This window comes from Sphingomonas sp. dw_22, assembly GCF_018449795.1.
GTDB lineage: Bacteria > Pseudomonadota > Alphaproteobacteria > Sphingomonadales > Sphingomonadaceae > Sphingomonas.
Genome location: NZ_JAAVVE010000067.1, coordinates 1 through 15,779, shown reverse-complemented (window position 1 = coordinate 15,779; position 15,779 = coordinate 1). Strand labels below are relative to the sequence as shown.

The window sequence follows — 15,779 nt, the reverse complement described above, 5'->3', positions numbered from 1 at the left end:
GGCCGGGGGCCTGACCGACCCGATGCTCCCCAGAGGGGAGAAGGCTTTGAAGTGGCCACCTGCATCGCGCTCGCCTTTCCCGATCGGATCGCCAAACGCCGCGACGCATCGGGCGAGAACTGGGCATCGGCGGGCGGACGCGGCTTCCGGCTCGATCCCACCTCGCCGCTCGCCCGCGCCGAATGGCTGGCGGTGGCCGAGACCCAGGGGATGGCGGCGGGTGCGCGCATCCTCTCCGCCGCACAGATCGATGCCGCGACCGTCGAGGCACTGTTCGGCGACCATATCGAGACGCGGCGCAGCATCCGTTTCGATCCCGCGACCGGGCGGATCGAGGCGCTGCGGGAGCGCCGGCTGGGCGCGATCCGACTTTCGAGCGGGAGCGATTCGGCGGCAAGCACCGAGGAGATCGAGACGGCACTGCTGGAGGGCGTGCGCGAGCACGGCCTGGCGCTGCTGCCCTGGTCCGACACCGCCCGGGCACTGCGGACCCGCGCCGCCTATGCCGGGATCGACGCGCTGGGCGACGCGGCGCTGCTGGCGAGCCTGGACGAATGGCTGCCACAGGCGCTGACGGGCAAACGGCGGCTCGAAGCGGTTCTGCCGGAAATGCTCACTCAGGCGCTGCAGAACCTGCTCGGCTGGGACGGGCAGAAGACGCTCGACCGGCTCGCCCCTGCCCGCTTCGAGACTCCGGCCGGCTCCAGCCACGCGATCGACTATGCCGCCGAAGCGGGGCCGACGGTGGAAATGCGCGTGCAGGCGCTGTTCGGGCTTTCCGAGCATCCGACGATCGGGAGCGGCGTCCCGCTGGTCCTCAGCCTCACCTCGCCCGCCGGCCGGCCGATCCAGACGACTCGCGACCTGCCGGGCTTCTGGAAGGGAAGCTGGGCCGCCGTCGCCAAGGAAATGCGCGGCCGCTATCCCCGGCATCCCTGGCCCGACGATCCCGCCGCGGCATCCGCGACGCTTCGCACCAAAAAGGCGGATGCAAGGGCCGCCGGGCCGCGCTAGAGAGAGCAACCATGAAGACCGCCCGAATCTATCAGCGCCCCAAGAACGCCATGCAGTCCGGCCGCGCGCGGACCGACACCTGGATCCTCGAATTCGAAGCCGAACGGGCGCAGAGCCCCGATCCGCTCACCGGCTGGGCGGGCGGCGGCGACACGACCAACCAGGTCCGCATCGCCTTCCCGACGCTGGAAGCCGCCAAGGCGCATGCCGAGCGCGAGGGCTATGCCTATCACGTCGTGCCCGCGCCGGAGCGCAAGCTCAAGCTCCAGGCCTATGCGGATAATTTCCGCTAAGGGCGTCACGATGTTTTTCGCGGCGGCGGGATTGCTGGCCGCCGGGACCGCCGACGCCGCAGCCGATGATCCGCGCGGCAAGAAATCGCGGCGGGCAAAGAGTGTCCGCGCGCCTGTCTCGCGCCCGGTGCGCAGCGCGGACGGCGCCTATTATCCCAATTGCGCTGCCGCGCGCGCCGCCGGGGCCGCGCCGATCCGGCGGGGCGATCCGGGCTATAGCGGGCGTCTCGATCGCGATGGCGACGGCGTTGCCTGCGAGCGCTGAGCCTCAGCCAAGCAGATCGGCGCTCAGCAGCACGAGCAGCTTGACGTCGATCGCGAGACCCTCGGCCCGCTTGTCCGCAACGAAGGCGGAAAGTCCGCTCAGCGGCACGCGGTGGACGACGATATCCTCCTCGGCCGTGCCGCCGCCCGCCCCGATCCGCGTCAGGCCGCCGACCCGGACCAGGGTGAAGCCTTCGCTGACCAGGCCGGGGGAGGAGTGGAACTCGCCCAGATCCTGGACGGTCTCGCAGCGATAGCCGGTCTCCTCCTCCAACTCGCGCCGCGCGGCGGATTCCACCGTATCGCCTTCGTCTTCGTCGCCGACCAGGCCGGCGGGGATCTCCAGGCAGCGCCGGCCCAGCGGCACGCGATATTGATCGACCAGCAGGACATGGCCGTCGTCGATCGCGACGATCGCCACGGCCCGGATTCCCCGCGCGCGCGAGACGAATTCCCAGCGCCCCTGGCGCTTGGCGGTGATCCACTTGCCCTGCCAGGCGATCTCGGTCGGTTCGTCGCTCATGGCCGAAGCCTTAGAGTTCGATGACGCGATCGGGAAGCTCGTTCGTATCGCCCTCGCTGCGCGGGAAATGCCCGGCGAGCACCACGCCGACCTGGCCCACCGCATCGGCCAACCCATCGCCCAGGCGCCCTTCGCGCACCGCGCCCAGCAGCGCGGCCATCGCCGCACCCCAGACTTCGGGCGCCACCTTCGAATGGATCGCCTCGTCGGCGATGATCTCGGCACGGTGCTCGGCGATCGAAAGATAGATCAGCACGCCGGTCGACGCCTTGGTGCGCTTCTCGGCGGCGGTGCGGAACAGCGCCATCGCCCGGCGATTGACGCGGCGCGACTTGGTGACGCCGGGGGTCAGCGCGAAACGCAGCGCGTCCCAGGTCAGCACGACGCGGGCGATGAGGAAGGTCAGCGCCATCAGGATCAGCGCGGCGGTGAGATACCAGGTCGCCGGCACCGTCTGCGCCCAGCCGTCGACGAAGCGGGCGTGCAGCCATTCGGCGGGCGCCGGCTGCCAGGCGAGCAGCGCCAGCACCAGCAGCATCGCCAGCACCGTCCAGTGCAGCGCGACGTCGTGATAGGCGTCCGACCGTCCCGCGACGACGGTGACGATCTCGCCGTCGGTCGAGAGCTCGGCCTGGGTGACGGCCGCAGTGACGCGCGCGCGGTCCTCGTCGGTCAGGTGCATCACCAGCTCCCCGAGGCGCCACCGCCTCCGAAGGATCCGCCGCCGCCCGAGAAGCCGCCGCCGCCACCGCCTCCACCCCAGCCTCCGCCGCCGGAGCCGCCGCCCCAGCCGCCGCGGCTCGATTCGCGGCCGATCTCGTTGGCGATGGTCCACAGGATGATCGGCAGGGCGCTGCCGCCGTCGCCGCGATAGCTTCGGGCGCCCCAGGGTCCGCGGCGGCTGCGCCGTCCGGATCCGAGAATCATCGGCAGAACCACGGAAACGAAGATGATGCCGAAGAAAACGAGCGCGATCGGGAAACCGCCGCCGCCGCCCCGGCTGCGCTGGCGGGTCTGGCTGGTCTTCTGCGTCGCCTGCTGGGCGCGCTGCTCGGCGGCTTCGAGGGGGAGCTTCATCTGCTCGCCGATCGCCTGGGCGCCGGCGACGATGCCGCCGGGCATGTCGCCCGCGCGGAATTTCGGCAGGATCGTGTCGTTGACGATCGTGCTGGAAAGCCCGTCGGTCATGATCGGCTCGAGCCCATAGCCGACCTCGATGCGGACCTTGCGCTCCTTGGGCGCGACGATCAGCAGGATGCCGTTATTGGCCTGTTTCTGCCCGATCCCCCAGGCGCGGCCGAGCTGATAGCCGTAATCCTCGATCGGATAGCCCTGAAGATCGGGGATCGTCGCCACCACGAGTTGGCGCGACGACGCCTGCTCGACATCGGCGGACAACTGGCTGAGCTGCGCGACCTGCTCCGGGCTGAGCAGATGCGCCGCATCGACCACCCGGCCGGTGAGCTTGGGGAAGCTCGGCTGCGCCTGGGCTGTCGCCATCCCGGCAAAGGCCAAGGCGACGACAGCCAGAACGAGGTGCCGGAGAAACTTCATGGCCAAATCCAGCGGGGCTATTTGGATCAGTTGCTGTTTCCGAAATCGACCGTGGGCGCCACGTCCGCGCCCGCCTTGGCCTGGAACGGCGTCATCGGCTTGGCGCCGTAGAAGATCTTGGCGCCGACCGCGTCGGGGAAGGTGCGGATGCGAGTGTTATAGGCCTGCACCGCGGTGTTGTAGTCGCGGATCGAGATGGTGATCCGGTTCTCGGTGCCTTCGAGCTGGTCCTGGAGCTTCTGGAAGCCCACCTGGCTCTGGAGCTGCGGATAGGCTTCGACGCTGGCGATCAGGCGCGAGAGCGAACCGCCCAGCTCCTGCTGCGCGGCCTGGAACTGCTCGACCTTGGCGGGATCGGTCAGGTCGTCGCCCGAAAGCTGGATCGACGTCGCCTTGGACCGGGCATTGATGACGTCGGTTAGGATCTTGCCCTCCGAGCCCGCGGCACCCTTCACGGTGTTCACGAGATTCGGAATCAGATCGGCGCGGCGCTGATAGTTCGCCTGCACATCGGCCCAGCGCGCCTTGGCATTTTCCTCGGCGGTGGGGACGCTGTTGATGCCGCAGGCGGAGAGCAGGGCGGCGGCGGCGAGCGCAATGACGACACGAAACTTCATCGGGAATGATCCTCCAGACCCATAAGTGGGTGTCTTATACGGTGCTTACACCCCCGGCAGAAAGCGAAATCGGACATGGGGACTTGGCCGGCGCACAGCTTGTCGTGCATGAAGACGCGGAAAGGTCTTTGGGAGGCGTATCATGATCAAGGAATTCAGGGACTTCATCGCCCGCGGCAACGTGCTCGACCTTGCCGTCGCGGTCATCATCGGCGCGGCATTCGGCAAGATCATCAGTTCGCTGACCGACGACATCCTGATGCCGCTGATCGGCAAGATCTTCGGCGGGCTGGATTTCTCCAGCTATTTCGTCGCGCTGGGGCCGATCCCCGCCCAGCTCGCCGGATCGACCGACTATGCCGCGCTGAAAAAGGCCGGCGTGCCGCTGTTCGGATATGGCCAGTTCATCACCCAGGCGGTGAATTTCCTGATCGTCGCCTTCATCATCTTCCTGCTCGTGCGCGCCGTGAACCGCGCAATCCCGAAGGCCGAGGAAGCCGCGCCGGCCGAGCCGGCGGACGTGACGCTGCTGCGCGAGATCCGCGACGAACTGAAGAAACGCTGACGCGCTCAGGCCGCGGCGAGATCCTCGGCGATGGCATCGGCCAGGCTGGTGCCGTCGAGGATGCGGGCGGTCTCGTCGCGCACGCGGGCCATGGCCTGGCGGATCGCGCAAGCCGCCTCGTCCTTGCAATCGTTGCAGGGGCGATAGGCGGTGCGGCTGACGCACGGGACCAGCGCCAGCGGCCCTTCGATCACGCGGATGATCTCGCCCAGCGAGATCAGGTGCCCGGTGCGCGCCAGGCGATAACCGCCCATCTTGCCGCGCGTCGAGAAGAGGAAGCCGGCCTCGCGCAGGTCCGCCAGGATCAGCTCCAGGAATTTGCGGGGCACATTGGCCTCGGCCGCGATGCGGTTCATCGGGATGGGCGCACCGCCGACAGGCTGTTCTGCGAGGAAGAGCATCGCGCGGAGCGCGTAACGGGAACGCTGCGTCAACATGGTGCACTCTCCATGCCAAGCGAATGGGGCGGTGTGAAGGCCCGGGAGAACTTTTCCGCTTTGTTGCGGCCGACTCGCGCTACGCCTTGCAACCTGACCTTTTCATTAAGCGCGGAGCGACTATATGAGTCCGTGCCGGGTTCGCCCGGCTATGGGGATAAACGAAGGCGTGCAATAGGCGCAGCGGACCCGGGGGCGGTACCCGGCGGCTCCACCATAAACCCCGGAAACGGGGCTTCTGACGGGGCCGAACTAGGATCGACGTGTGTTGAAAAGCGCCATCTATCTCTCAGCGTGGGCCACTGTGACGGTCCATTACACAAGTGCCAACGATAACGAAGCACTCGCTATTGCGGCGTAACCCCAAGGCTTAACGGCCTAAGGTTATTCTAAAATGCGCGGTTGGACCGCACCGGGCAACAGAAGCGGATTCCAGCGGTACGGGGAGCACCGGGCAACAGAAGCTCCCCACTTTCCCATTTCAAGCGCAAGAAAGCGGGAGCGGCGTAAGCCGCCCCCGCGATCGGCTTACGCCGCGTCCTTCAGCGACTGCATGTCGATGACGAAGCGGTACTTCACGTCGCTCTTGACCATCCGGTCATAGGCCGTGTCGATGTCCTGGATGGCTATCATCTCGATGTCCGAGGTGAGGCCATGCTCGTTGCAGAAATCGAGCATCTCCTGCGTCTCGGCGATGCCGCCGATCAGCGAGCCGGCGATCGCCCGGCGCTTGAACACCAGGTTCCCCACCGCAGGCGAGGGATGGGCATGCTCGGGCACGCCAACCAGGGTGAGCGTGCCGTCGCGCTTCAGCAGCGCGGTGAGCGCGTCGAGATCGTGGCTCGCCGCGACCGTATCGAGGATGAAGTCGAAGCTGTTCGCGTGCGCGGCCATCTGGTCCGCATCGCGCGAGACGATCACGTCATGCGCGCCGAGCTTCTTCGCGTCCTCGATCTTCGACGGCGAGGTGGTGAAGGCCACGACATGCGCGCCCATCGCCGCGGCGATCTTGATGCCCATATGGCCCAGCCCGCCGATACCGACGATACCGACCTTCTTGCCGGGGCCGGCATTCCAGTGCCGGAGCGGCGAATAGGTGGTGATGCCGGCGCAGAGCAAAGGCGCGACGGCGGCGAGATCCTTCTCGTCATGGCCCACCTTGAGGACGAAGCTCTCCTTGACGACGATCTTGTCCGAATAGCCGCCGAAGGTGTGGCCGCCCAACACCGTGTCCGGGCCGTTGTAGGTGCCGACGAAGCCGGTCGTCTCGCAATATTGCTCCTCGCCCGCGCTGCACGACGGGCAATGGCCGCAGCTATCGACCATGCAGCCGACGCCGGCGAGATCGCCGGCCTGGAATCCGGTGACGTCGCTGCCGACCGCGCTCACCCGGCCGACGATCTCATGGCCGGGCACGCAGGGAAACAGCGTGCCGTCCCATTCGCTGCGGGCAGTGTGCAGGTCCGAATGGCAGACGCCGCAGAACAGGATGTCGATCGCGACATCGTCCGGGCGCAGATCGCGGCGCTCGAAGCTGAAGGGTGCCAGCGGCGTGGTGGCAGACTGGGCGGCATAGGCCTTTGCTTGGCTGGGCATGATGTTCCTCTTGGGTTGCGAAAACGAGATCCGGATCGGCGCGCTTCCGTGCGCGCTGGCGCGTGCGGCTGCTCCTGCAATGCGGGTTCCGGGGCGTCCGGCAGATAGCGCAGCGCGGCCCCGACCATTAGAGGGTGTAATCTGAAAGCAGTTATGAGCATAATTCAGCAATGAGCAGGCAAGACCTGGCGGATATGTCCGCGTTCGTGACGGTGGCACGCGAGCGCAGCTTCACCCGCGCCGCCGCGCAACTGGGCATCACTCCTTCCGCGCTCAGCCACAGCATGCGCAATCTGGAGGAGCGGCTGGGGGTGCGGCTGCTCAACCGCACCACCCGCAGCGTCACCCCCACCGAGGCGGGCGAGCGCATGCTGCAATCGGTGGGCTTCCATCTCGACGAGATCGAGACGCATGTGGCCGCACTGAACGACCTGCGCGATCGGCCCGCCGGCACGGTCCGGATCACTGCCGACGAACTCTCGCTGCGCACGGTGCTCTGGCCGAGGCTGCGCAAGGTGCTGGCCGACCATCCCGACATCAAGGTCGAGATCGAGGCCGACAATCGCCTGGTCGATATCGTCGCGGAAAAATTCGATGCCGGCGTCCGGTTCGGCGACAGCATCGACAAGGACATGATCGCGGTGCCGATCAGCCCCGAGATGCGGATGCTGGCGGTGGCGACGCCCGGCTATTTCGCGGGCCGCCGCCGGCCGCGAACCCCGCAGGAGCTGGGCGAGCATCGCTGCATCAACATCCGCCTGCCCACCTATGGCGGCCTTTATGCCTGGGAGTTCGAACGCAACGGGCGGGCGCAGCGGGTGCGGGTGGACGGGCAGCTCACCTTCAACGGCATCTTCCAGGTGCAGGAAGCCGCGCTGGCGGGGTTCGGGATCGCCTATCTGCTGGAAAGCCAGATCCGCAACCATCTCGACAGCGGGGAGCTGGAGGCGGTGCTGGAGGACTGGTCGCCGGCCTTTTCAGGCTATCACCTCTATTATCCGAGCCGCCGCCAGCCGACGCCGGCCTTCGCGACGCTGGTCGAGGCGCTGCGCTATCGGCCGGGACTGGGGGAAGCGTCAGCCACGGGCTGACGGAGGGAAGACGGCGACTCATCAAGCACTCCGCCACCCCGGCCAGGAGTGACAAAAAAGGGGCCCGGTTTCCCGGACCCCTTTCCTGTTCTTGCGGTTCGAGCCGAACCGGCGATCAGTCGTCGTTGCCGGTCAGGAAGGCCGGCAGGCCGATATTCTCGCCGCCTTCGTCCTTGCTCTCCGAACGCTCGGGACGCGGGCCGCGATCGCCGCGCGGACCACGGTCGCCGCCTTCGCGACGCGGACCGCGCTCGCCACGGCCGCCTTCGCGGCGGCGGTCGCCGTCGCGGGCCGGACGGTCGCCACGATCGCCGCGCGGTTCGCGGGGCTCACGGGCGGGACGGGTGTCCTCCAGCTCGGCGCCGGTCTCCTGGTCGACGACGCGCATCGACAGGCGGACCTTGCCGCGCGGATCGATCTCGAGAACCTTGACCTTGACTTCCTGGCCTTCGCTCAGGACGTCAGAGACCTTCTCGACGCGCTCGTTCCGGATCTCCGAGACGTGGACCAGGCCGTCCTTGCCGCCCATGAAGTTCACGAACGCGCCGAAATCGACCAGATTGACGACCTTGCCGTTGTAGACCTTGCCGACCTCGGGCTCCTCGACCAGGCCCTTGATCCAGGCGATCGCCGCCTCGATCTGCGCCGGATCCGACGAGCTGACCTTGATGACGCCTTCGTCGTCGATATCGACCTTGGCGCCGGTGGTGGCGACGATCTCGCGGATCACCTTGCCGCCGGTGCCGATCACTTCACGGATCTTCGACTTGTCGATCGTGAAGGTCTCGATCCGCGGGGCATGGGCCGAGAGCTCTTCACGGGTGTGATCGAGCGCCTTGGCCATTTCGCCCAGGATGTGCGCGCGGCCTTCCTTCGCCTGGTTGAGCGCGGCCTCGAAGATCTCGCGCGTGATGCCCGCGATCTTGATGTCCATCTGCATCGTGGTGATGCCTTCGGACGTGCCCGCCACCTTGAAGTCCATGTCGCCGAGGTGATCCTCGTCGCCCAGGATGTCGGAGAGGATCGCGAAGTCCTTGCCCTCGAGGATCAGGCCCATCGCGATACCCGAGACCGGGCGCTTGATCGGCACGCCGGCGTCCATCAGGCTCAGCGAGCCGCCGCACACCGACGCCATCGACGACGAACCGTTGGACTCGGTGATGTCGCTGGTCAGGCGGATCGTGTAGGGGAACTCCTCCTTCGACGGCAGCACCGGATGCAGCGCGCGCCACGCCAGCTTGCCATGGCCGACTTCGCGGCGGCCCGGCGCGCCGAAGCGGCCGACTTCGCCGACCGAATAGGGCGGGAAGTTATAGTGCAGCATGAAGTTCTGGTAGCTGAGGCCGCCGAGACCGTCGATCATCTGCTCGGCATCGCGGGTGCCGAGCGTGCAGGTCGCGATCGTCTGGGTCTCGCCGCGGGTGAACAGCGCCGATCCGTGCGCGCGCGGCAGGAAATGGGCCTCCGCCTCGATCGGACGGATCTGGGTGGTGGTGCGGCCGTCGATGCGCTTGCCTTCCTTCAGGATGGCGGTGCGGACGATCTCGGCCTCGAGCTTCTTGGTCAGCTTGATGCCGGCCATGACTTCCTGCGGGGCGAGGCCGTCTTCGACGAACTGCGCCTTCGCCTTGGCGCGCGCCTCGTTGAGGGCGTTCGAGCGGGCCGACTTGTCGGTCAGCTTGTAGGCGGCGGCGATGTCCTTGCCGATCAGCTTCTTCAGCTTTTCCTTGATCCCGGCATTGTCGTCCGACGACGCCATTTCCCACGGATCCTTGGCGGCCTGCTCGGCGAGCCTGACGATCGCCTTGACCACATCGCGGCATGCATCGTGCGCGAACATCACCGCGCCGAGCATGACCTCTTCCGAAAGCTCCTTGGCCTCGGATTCGACCATCATCACCGCGTCATAGGTGGCGGCGACGACGAGATCGAGCTCGCCCTCGGCGACCTGCTCGTCGGTCGGGTTGAGGATGTACTCGCCGTTCAGATAGCCGACGCGCGCGGCGCCGATCGGGCCCATGAAGGGCACGCCCGAGATGGTGAGCGCGGCGGAAGCGGCGACCATCGCGAGGATGTCAGGCTCGTTCTCGCCGTCATAGGAGAGCACCTGCGCGATCGCGTTGATCTCGTTGTAGAAGCCCTCGGGGAACAGCGGGCGGATCGGGCGGTCGATGAGGCGGGAGACCAGAGTCTCCTTCTCGGTGGCGCCGCGCTCGCGCTTGAAGAAGCCGCCCGGGATGCGGCCGGCGGCGGAGAACTTCTCCTGATAATGGACGGTCAGCGGAAAGAAGTCCTGGCCTTCCTTCACGCTCTTGGCCGCGGTCACTGCGCAGAGCACCACGGTCTCGCCGAGCGTCGCGATCACCGCGCCGTCGGCCTGGCGGGCAACCTTGCCCGTTTCGAGAGTCAGCGTCTTGCCGCCCCACTCGATCGATACAGTCTTCTTGTCGAACATTTTATTTCCTTCACTCCCCGCGCCCTATGCGCGGGGGGCCTATGGGCGGGCTAGCCGGCCCGTGCGGTTCGGAGTGTTCTTCACCCCTTCGAGGGCCAATGGCCGAATTGCCCCTGGCCCGATTGCAAAAGGGCGCCCGAGGGCGCCCTTCCGTTTTACTTGCGAAGACCGAGCTTCGCGATGAGATCGCTGTAGCGGCTCTCGTCCTTCTTCTTCAGATAGTCGAGAAGCGAACGGCGCTTGTTGACCAGCATCAGCAGGCCGCGGCGCGAGTGATTGTCCTTGGCGTGCGTCTTGAAGTGCTCGGTCAGGTTGACGATGCGCTCGGTGAGGATCGCGACCTGGACTTCGGGGCTGCCGGTATCGCCGCTGACGCGGCCATGTTCCTTGACGAGCGCGTCCTTGCGCTCCTGCGAGATCGTCATGCTATTTCCCTCGACATCGTTTCAAAGGTTGAACCCGCGGACGACCCGGACAAGCCCGGCCTGAGCCTCCACCAGCGCGACGGGAGTCTCCTCCAGCAGCGCGAAATATTGGCCATCGTCAACGGCGGTCCCGGCCAGCACCTGCCCCTTGCGGAGCAGCCCTGCCTGGTCGGGGGTGAGGGATAGAGCCGGGATGTCGTCCAGCCCCGCCCTCAGCGGCAGGATATAATCTTCAAGGGTGCGGCCCTTAGCGGCTTCGTTCAATTTGTCCAGCGAAATCGCCTGATCGAGGGTGAACGGGCCGGCCTTGATACGGCGGAGCATGGTGACATGGCCGACGGTACCGAGCGCATGGGCGATGTCGCGCGCCAGGCTGCGGATATAGGTGCCCTTCGAGACATGGGCGCGCAGGGTGATCGCCTCCAGTTCCTCCCCGGAATGGGGAGGGGGACCAGCCGCAGGCTGGTGGAGGGGCGCCGTCGAAGACGGCGGCTGCGCCGCCACCCCTCCCCCATCGCTACGCGATGGTCCCCCTCCCCGAGCAAGCTCGGGGAGGATTTGTAGAGTGTGAATCGTCACGCTGCGGCTCGCCAGCACCACGTCCTCGCCCGCGCGGGCCAAGTCATAGGCGCGCGCGCCGTCGACCTTGAGCGCGGAATAGGCGGGCGGAACCTGCTCGATCGGGCCGGTGAAGCGCGGCAGCATCGCCTCCACCTGCGCAAGGGTGGGGCGGACGTCGGAGCGCGCGACCTCGCTGCCCTCGACATCGAGCGTGTCGGTCTGCACGCCGAAGGTCAGCGTGAAATCATAAAGCTTATCGCTGTCGAGCATCCGGCCAGCGAGCTTGGTCGCCTCGCCCAGCGCGATCGGCAGCACGCCGGTCGCCAGCGGATCGAGCGTGCCGCCATGGCCGACCTTGTACTTGCCGTATCCCCCTTCGCGCAGCGCGCGCTTCACCGCGCTCACGCCCTGGGTGGAGCCGAGCCCCAGCGGTTTGTCGAGTATGATCCAGCCATGCATCGCGGCCGCCTAGCCCAGGGGACGGGATACCGCCAGCGCCTCAGGCCGGCTTAGCCGATCGCGCCGGTACGCTGCATGAAGTGGCGGCGGCAGAGCGCGACATAGCGTTCGTTGCCGCCGATCTCCTTCTGCGCGCCCTGGCGGACGGCATTGCCCTGGGCATCGACGCGCAGGTTCATCGTCGCCTTGCGGCCGCACTCGCACACCGATTTGATCTCGATGAGCGAATCCGCGAGCGCGAGCAGTTCGGCCGAGCCGGGGAAGAGCCGGCCCTGGAAATCGGTGCGCAGGCCGTAGCAGAGCACCGGGATGCCCACCTCGTCCGCGATATGCGCGAGCTGGCGCACCTGCGCGGCGGAGAGGAACTGCGCCTCATCGACCAGCACGCAGGCAAGCGGGCTGCGGAAATGCTCCTCCTCGGTGATGACACGCAGATCGGTGTCGCCCTCGAAGGGCACGGCGCTCGCCTGGATGCCGAGGCGCGAATCGATCACGCCCCTGCCGCCGCGATCATGCGCGCCGGAGGTGAAGAGCAAGGTGCGCATGCCGCGCTCGCGATAGTTGAAATCGGCCTGGAGCAGCGTGGTCGATTTGCCCGCGTTCATCGAGGCGTAGTAGAAATAGAGCTTGGCCATCAGGCGAGCGTCTCGATCGGGAGGGGGGCGCCGGCTCCCGCCAGACGCGCCAGCTTTCGATCGAAGGTGACGAAGCTGGACGCGGAATGCGCGGAGAGCAGATGGATCATGTCGGCAAAGTCGGCACCCGCCCCGAAGCGCTCGATCGCCCAAGCGACGACCGCATCGTCCTGCGTCGCGACCGAGGACAGTTTCAGCACTTCCTGCAGCGCTTGCGCAATCTGCGTGCGAGATAAGGAATAGCGAGACGCAAGCAACCAGACAGTCTCCAGCAGGACGGTCAGCGGCAGGAAGCAGGCCGTCGAAAGGATCGCCTCCGCCTGACCGGCCTGCACAACGTCGTCGCGAACGAGATAGCGCACCAGAATGTTGGTATCGATCGCTCTCATCGATCGTAGTCCGGACCGCCCTCCGCCCACATGTCTGCGATCGCGCGGTCCATCTCCTCGATGGAAACCGGAGGCCCATCATAGCGGATGATCGCCCTGATGCGCGCCGTGATCTTCTCGAAGCTCTCGCCGGACTTGGCGCCGACTTTTCGCAGCAGCACGCCGTCTGGCCGTTCGACAACGTCGAGCCTATCGCCCGGCCCGAAGTGGAGGCGCTCCCGCACATCCTTCGGGATCACGACCTGGCCCTTGGCCGACATGGTGGTCTTGGCGTTCACAGAGGTAAGATGCGTCTTACCGGACGGGATGTCAATCGCCGCCCAGATCCTGAGCCACCTTGGGATCGCGCAGCAGCCGATCGATATGGGTGCCCTCGTCGAAGCTTTCGTCCGCCAGGAACTTGAGCCTGGCGGCGTATTTCATCTTCACCTTGGCCGCGACCTCGCGCTGGAGATAGGCGGTGTTGGTGCGCAGCGCCTTGAGCACCGCTTCCTCCTCCTTGCCCAGCAATGGCTTCACGAAGACGGTGGCGTGGCGCAGATCGGGCGACATGCGGACTTCGGTCACCGACACCAGATGCCGGGCCAGCGTCTCGTCATGCACGTCGCCGCGCTGGAGGATCTCGCTCAGCACATGGCGCACCTGCTCGCCCACCTTCAGGAGGCGGACGGAGCGGGTTTCGGGGGTTTCACTGTTGCGCATGGGCTTTCTCCAGCCCTCCCCCGCTTACGCGGGAGAGGGCTGTTCGAAGATTACAGCGTCCGTTCGCGCATCTCGACTTCGAAGGTCTCAAGGAAGTCGCCCGCCTTGATGTCCACGAAGTTCTGCGTGAACGTCACGCCGCATTCCAGGCCGGCGCGCACTTCGGCGACATCGTCCTTGAAGCGCCGGAGCGAGGCGATCTCGCCCTGGTAGATGATGACGTCCTCGCGCGTGATGCGTGCCTTGAGCGCCTTGCGGATGACGCCGTCGGTGACGAGCAGACCCGCCGCCTTGCCGTGCTTGCCCGCCGAGAAGACCTCGCGGATTTCAGCGCGGCCGACGACCGTTTCGAACGCTTCGGGCCCGAGCGTGCCGGCCATGCCCGCGCGGATCTCGTCCGTGAGGTCATAGATGACGTCGTAATATTTCAACGCCACCTTGTTGCGCTCGGCGATCTCGCGCGCCTTGGAGTTGGGACGGACGTTGAAGCCGATGATCGGCGCGCCCGAGGCACCCGCCAGCGTCACGTCGCTCTCGGTGATGCCGCCGACGCCCGAGTGCAGGATGCGCACCTTGATGTCGTCGGTCGAGATCTTGTTGAGCGAGCCCACGATCGCCTCGACCGAACCTTGCGTGTCGGCCTTGACCACCAGCGGATATTCGATCGCCTGCTTGTCCTTGAGCGCCGAGAACATGCTCTCGAGGCTGGCCGGGGCATTGGTCGTGCGCTTCTGGAGCGCGACGCCCGAACGATATTCGGCGACTTCGCGGGCACGTGCCTCGTTCTCGACGACCTGGAGCGGATCGCCCGACATCGGCACGCCCGACAGGCCGAGCACCTCGACCGGGAAGGCCGGACCGGCCTCCTTGATCTGGCGGCCCTTGTCGTCGATCAGCGCGCGGACCTTGCCGCTCTCGGCGCCGACGACGAACACGTCGCCGACCCGGAGCGTGCCGCGGCTGACGAGGATCGTCGCGACCGGGCCGCGGCCCTTGTCGAGCTTCGCCTCGATCACGGTGCCCTCGGCCGGGCGATCCGGGTTCGCCTTGAGATCGAGCAGCTCGGCCTGGAGCTGGATCTTCTCGACCAGCGAATCGAGGCCGATCTTCTTGAGCGCGGAGACTTCGACGTCCTGGGTCTCGCCGCCCATTTCCTCGACCATCACCTCATGCTCGAGCAGACGCTCGCGCACGCGCTGCGGATTGGCATTCTCGCGGTCGATCTTGTTGATCGCCACGATCATCGGCACGCCGGCCGCCTTGGTGTGGTTGATCGCCTCGATCGTCTGCGGCATCAGCCCGTCGTCCGCCGCCACCACCAGGATGACGATATCGGTGACGTTGGCGCCGCGGGCACGCATCTCGGTGAATGCCTCGTGGCCCGGCGTGTCGAGGAAGGTGATCTTCGACTTGTCCTTCAGCGTGACCTGATAGGCGCCGATATGCTGGGTGATGCCGCCGGCCTCGCCCTTCACCACGTCGGTGCCGCGCAGGGCATCGAGCAGCGACGTCTTGCCGTGATCGACATGGCCCATGATCGTGACCACCGGCGGACGCGGCTTCAGCGCATCCTCGGCATCCTCGACCGTATCGGTAGCCAGATCGACGTCGGCATCGGAGACGCGGACGATGTTGTGGCCGAATTCGGTGACGAGCAGCTCGGCGGTGTCCTGATCGATCGTCTGCGTCATCGTGACGGGCATGCCCATCTTGAACAGCGTCTTGACCAGATCGGCGCCCTTCTCGGCCATGCGGTTGGCGAGCTCCTGGACGGTGATCGCCTCCGGCACCACCACGTCGCGGACCTGCTTGATCTGCGGCTCGCGCGGGCCGCCCATGCGGCGATGCTCCTTCTCGCGTGCCCGCTTGAGCGCGGCGAGGGAGCGTGCGCGCGCGCCGTCATTGTCGCCGAGCGCGCGATTGACGGTAAGCTTGCCTGCCTGGCGGCGGTCGTCGCCCTTGCGGTCGCGCTGCTGCGGACGCGCAGGCTCGGGGCCGCGGCGCGGCGGAAGACCACCGCCCGGCTCCCGCCCCTCCGCGGCCGGCCCGTAAGCGGCCGGCCCCGCCTCGGCGCCACTCCCCCGGCCCACACCCGCCTCCGGCTCCGGCCTGGCCCCCGGTGCCGATACTCCGGGCCGCGGGACTGCCGGGACCCCGCCGCCCGCCGCGCCCCCGCGCCCCCCGCCTCCACCCACCGCC

At 67.1% G+C, this 15,779-nt stretch carries 19 protein-coding genes and 1 other RNA gene; 6 read left to right on the top strand and 14 right to left on the bottom strand.

Annotation, left to right across the window (positions count from 1 at the left end):
• The 3 genes from HB724_RS19100 to HB724_RS19090 form a co-directional block, all read left to right on the top strand.
• The coding region (locus HB724_RS19100) for an ATP-dependent helicase C-terminal domain-containing protein (protein WP_275956623.1) at positions 1-1,014 on the top strand (1,014 nt) is incomplete at its 5' end.
• An 11-nt stretch (positions 1,015-1,025) separates the two neighbouring features.
• Entirely contained in the window at positions 1,026-1,307 is a 282-nt protein-coding gene (locus HB724_RS19095) for an ETC complex I subunit (protein WP_213982540.1), read from the top strand.
• Positions 1,308-1,317: 10 nt separating this feature from the next.
• A complete protein-coding gene (locus tag HB724_RS19090) occupies positions 1,318-1,572 on the top strand; it encodes an excalibur calcium-binding domain-containing protein (RefSeq protein WP_213982539.1) in 255 nt (84 codons plus the stop codon).
• A 3-nt stretch (positions 1,573-1,575) separates the two neighbouring features.
• On the opposite strand, the gene HB724_RS19085 is transcribed toward HB724_RS19090, so the two are convergent.
• From HB724_RS19085 to HB724_RS19070, 4 genes are read right to left on the bottom strand one after another with little or no spacing between them, the layout of a single operon-like run.
• Positions 1,576-2,094, bottom strand: a complete 519-nt coding sequence (locus HB724_RS19085) for an NUDIX hydrolase (protein WP_213982538.1) — start codon at positions 2,092-2,094, stop codon at positions 1,576-1,578.
• Between the two features lie 10 nt (positions 2,095-2,104).
• Entirely contained in the window at positions 2,105-2,776 is a 672-nt protein-coding gene (locus tag HB724_RS19080; RefSeq protein ID WP_213982537.1) for a hypothetical protein, read from the bottom strand.
• The gene (locus HB724_RS19075; RefSeq protein WP_213982536.1) at positions 2,776-3,648 is read right to left on the bottom strand and encodes a TPM domain-containing protein; all 873 of its coding nucleotides are present in this window, start codon (positions 3,646-3,648) and stop codon (positions 2,776-2,778) included. Before HB724_RS19075 ends, HB724_RS19080 begins: the two co-directional genes overlap by 1 nt.
• Before the next feature lie 26 nt (positions 3,649-3,674).
• A complete protein-coding gene (locus HB724_RS19070; RefSeq protein ID WP_213982535.1) occupies positions 3,675-4,265 on the bottom strand; it encodes a LemA family protein in 591 nt (196 codons plus the stop codon).
• Between the two features lie 142 nt (positions 4,266-4,407).
• Here HB724_RS19070 and mscL point away from each other — a divergent pair, with 142 nt between their 5' ends.
• The gene (gene mscL, locus HB724_RS19065) at positions 4,408-4,830 is read left to right on the top strand and encodes a large conductance mechanosensitive channel protein MscL (RefSeq protein WP_213982534.1); all 423 of its coding nucleotides are present in this window, start codon (positions 4,408-4,410) and stop codon (positions 4,828-4,830) included.
• A gap of 5 nt (positions 4,831-4,835) precedes the next feature.
• On the opposite strand, the gene HB724_RS19060 is transcribed toward mscL, so the two are convergent.
• Positions 4,836-5,267 (bottom strand): Rrf2 family transcriptional regulator, encoded by a 432-nt coding sequence (locus tag HB724_RS19060; protein ID WP_213982533.1) that lies wholly within the window; start codon positions 5,265-5,267, stop codon positions 4,836-4,838.
• A gap of 95 nt (positions 5,268-5,362) precedes the next feature.
• Between HB724_RS19060 and ssrA the strand changes: the two genes are divergently transcribed.
• Positions 5,363-5,740, top strand: a transfer-messenger RNA (tmRNA) gene (gene ssrA, locus HB724_RS19055).
• Positions 5,741-5,795: 55 nt separating this feature from the next.
• Here ssrA and HB724_RS19050 read toward each other — a convergent pair.
• Positions 5,796-6,863, bottom strand: a complete 1,068-nt coding sequence (locus tag HB724_RS19050; RefSeq protein ID WP_213982532.1) for an NAD(P)-dependent alcohol dehydrogenase — start codon at positions 6,861-6,863, stop codon at positions 5,796-5,798.
• 170 nt (positions 6,864-7,033) lie between these two features.
• Between HB724_RS19050 and HB724_RS19045 the strand changes: the two genes are divergently transcribed.
• Positions 7,034-7,954, top strand: a complete 921-nt coding sequence (locus tag HB724_RS19045) for a LysR family transcriptional regulator (protein WP_213982531.1) — start codon at positions 7,034-7,036, stop codon at positions 7,952-7,954.
• Positions 7,955-8,069: 115 nt separating this feature from the next.
• On the opposite strand, the gene pnp is transcribed toward HB724_RS19045, so the two are convergent.
• From pnp to infB, 8 genes are all read right to left on the bottom strand, one after another.
• The gene (gene pnp / locus HB724_RS19040; protein WP_213982530.1) at positions 8,070-10,409 is read right to left on the bottom strand and encodes a polyribonucleotide nucleotidyltransferase; all 2,340 of its coding nucleotides are present in this window, start codon (positions 10,407-10,409) and stop codon (positions 8,070-8,072) included.
• Between the two features lie 155 nt (positions 10,410-10,564).
• Positions 10,565-10,834 carry a 30S ribosomal protein S15 gene (gene rpsO, locus HB724_RS19035; RefSeq protein WP_213982529.1) on the bottom strand — a complete coding sequence of 90 codons (270 nt, stop codon included), beginning with the start codon at positions 10,832-10,834 and terminating at the stop codon, positions 10,565-10,567.
• 21 nt (positions 10,835-10,855) lie between these two features.
• A complete protein-coding gene (gene truB, locus HB724_RS19030) occupies positions 10,856-11,854 on the bottom strand; it encodes a tRNA pseudouridine(55) synthase TruB (RefSeq protein ID WP_213982528.1) in 999 nt (332 codons plus the stop codon).
• A gap of 50 nt (positions 11,855-11,904) precedes the next feature.
• Positions 11,905-12,489 carry a thymidine kinase gene (locus tag HB724_RS19025; RefSeq protein ID WP_213982527.1) on the bottom strand — a complete coding sequence of 195 codons (585 nt, stop codon included), beginning with the start codon at positions 12,487-12,489 and terminating at the stop codon, positions 11,905-11,907.
• Complete coding sequence (locus tag HB724_RS19020; protein ID WP_213982526.1) at positions 12,489-12,878, bottom strand: type II toxin-antitoxin system VapC family toxin; 390 nt, start codon at positions 12,876-12,878, stop codon at positions 12,489-12,491. Before HB724_RS19020 ends, HB724_RS19025 begins: the two co-directional genes overlap by 1 nt.
• Positions 12,875-13,156, bottom strand: coding sequence for an AbrB/MazE/SpoVT family DNA-binding domain-containing protein (locus tag HB724_RS19015; RefSeq protein ID WP_213982525.1), 282 nt, complete (start codon positions 13,154-13,156; stop codon positions 12,875-12,877). Before HB724_RS19015 ends, HB724_RS19020 begins: the two co-directional genes overlap by 4 nt.
• Positions 13,157-13,187: 31 nt before the next feature.
• Entirely contained in the window at positions 13,188-13,580 is a 393-nt protein-coding gene (gene rbfA / locus HB724_RS19010) for a 30S ribosome-binding factor RbfA (RefSeq protein ID WP_213982524.1), read from the bottom strand.
• Between the two features lie 50 nt (positions 13,581-13,630).
• The coding region (gene infB / locus HB724_RS19005; protein ID WP_213982523.1) for a translation initiation factor IF-2 at positions 13,631-15,779 on the bottom strand (2,149 nt) is incomplete at its 5' end.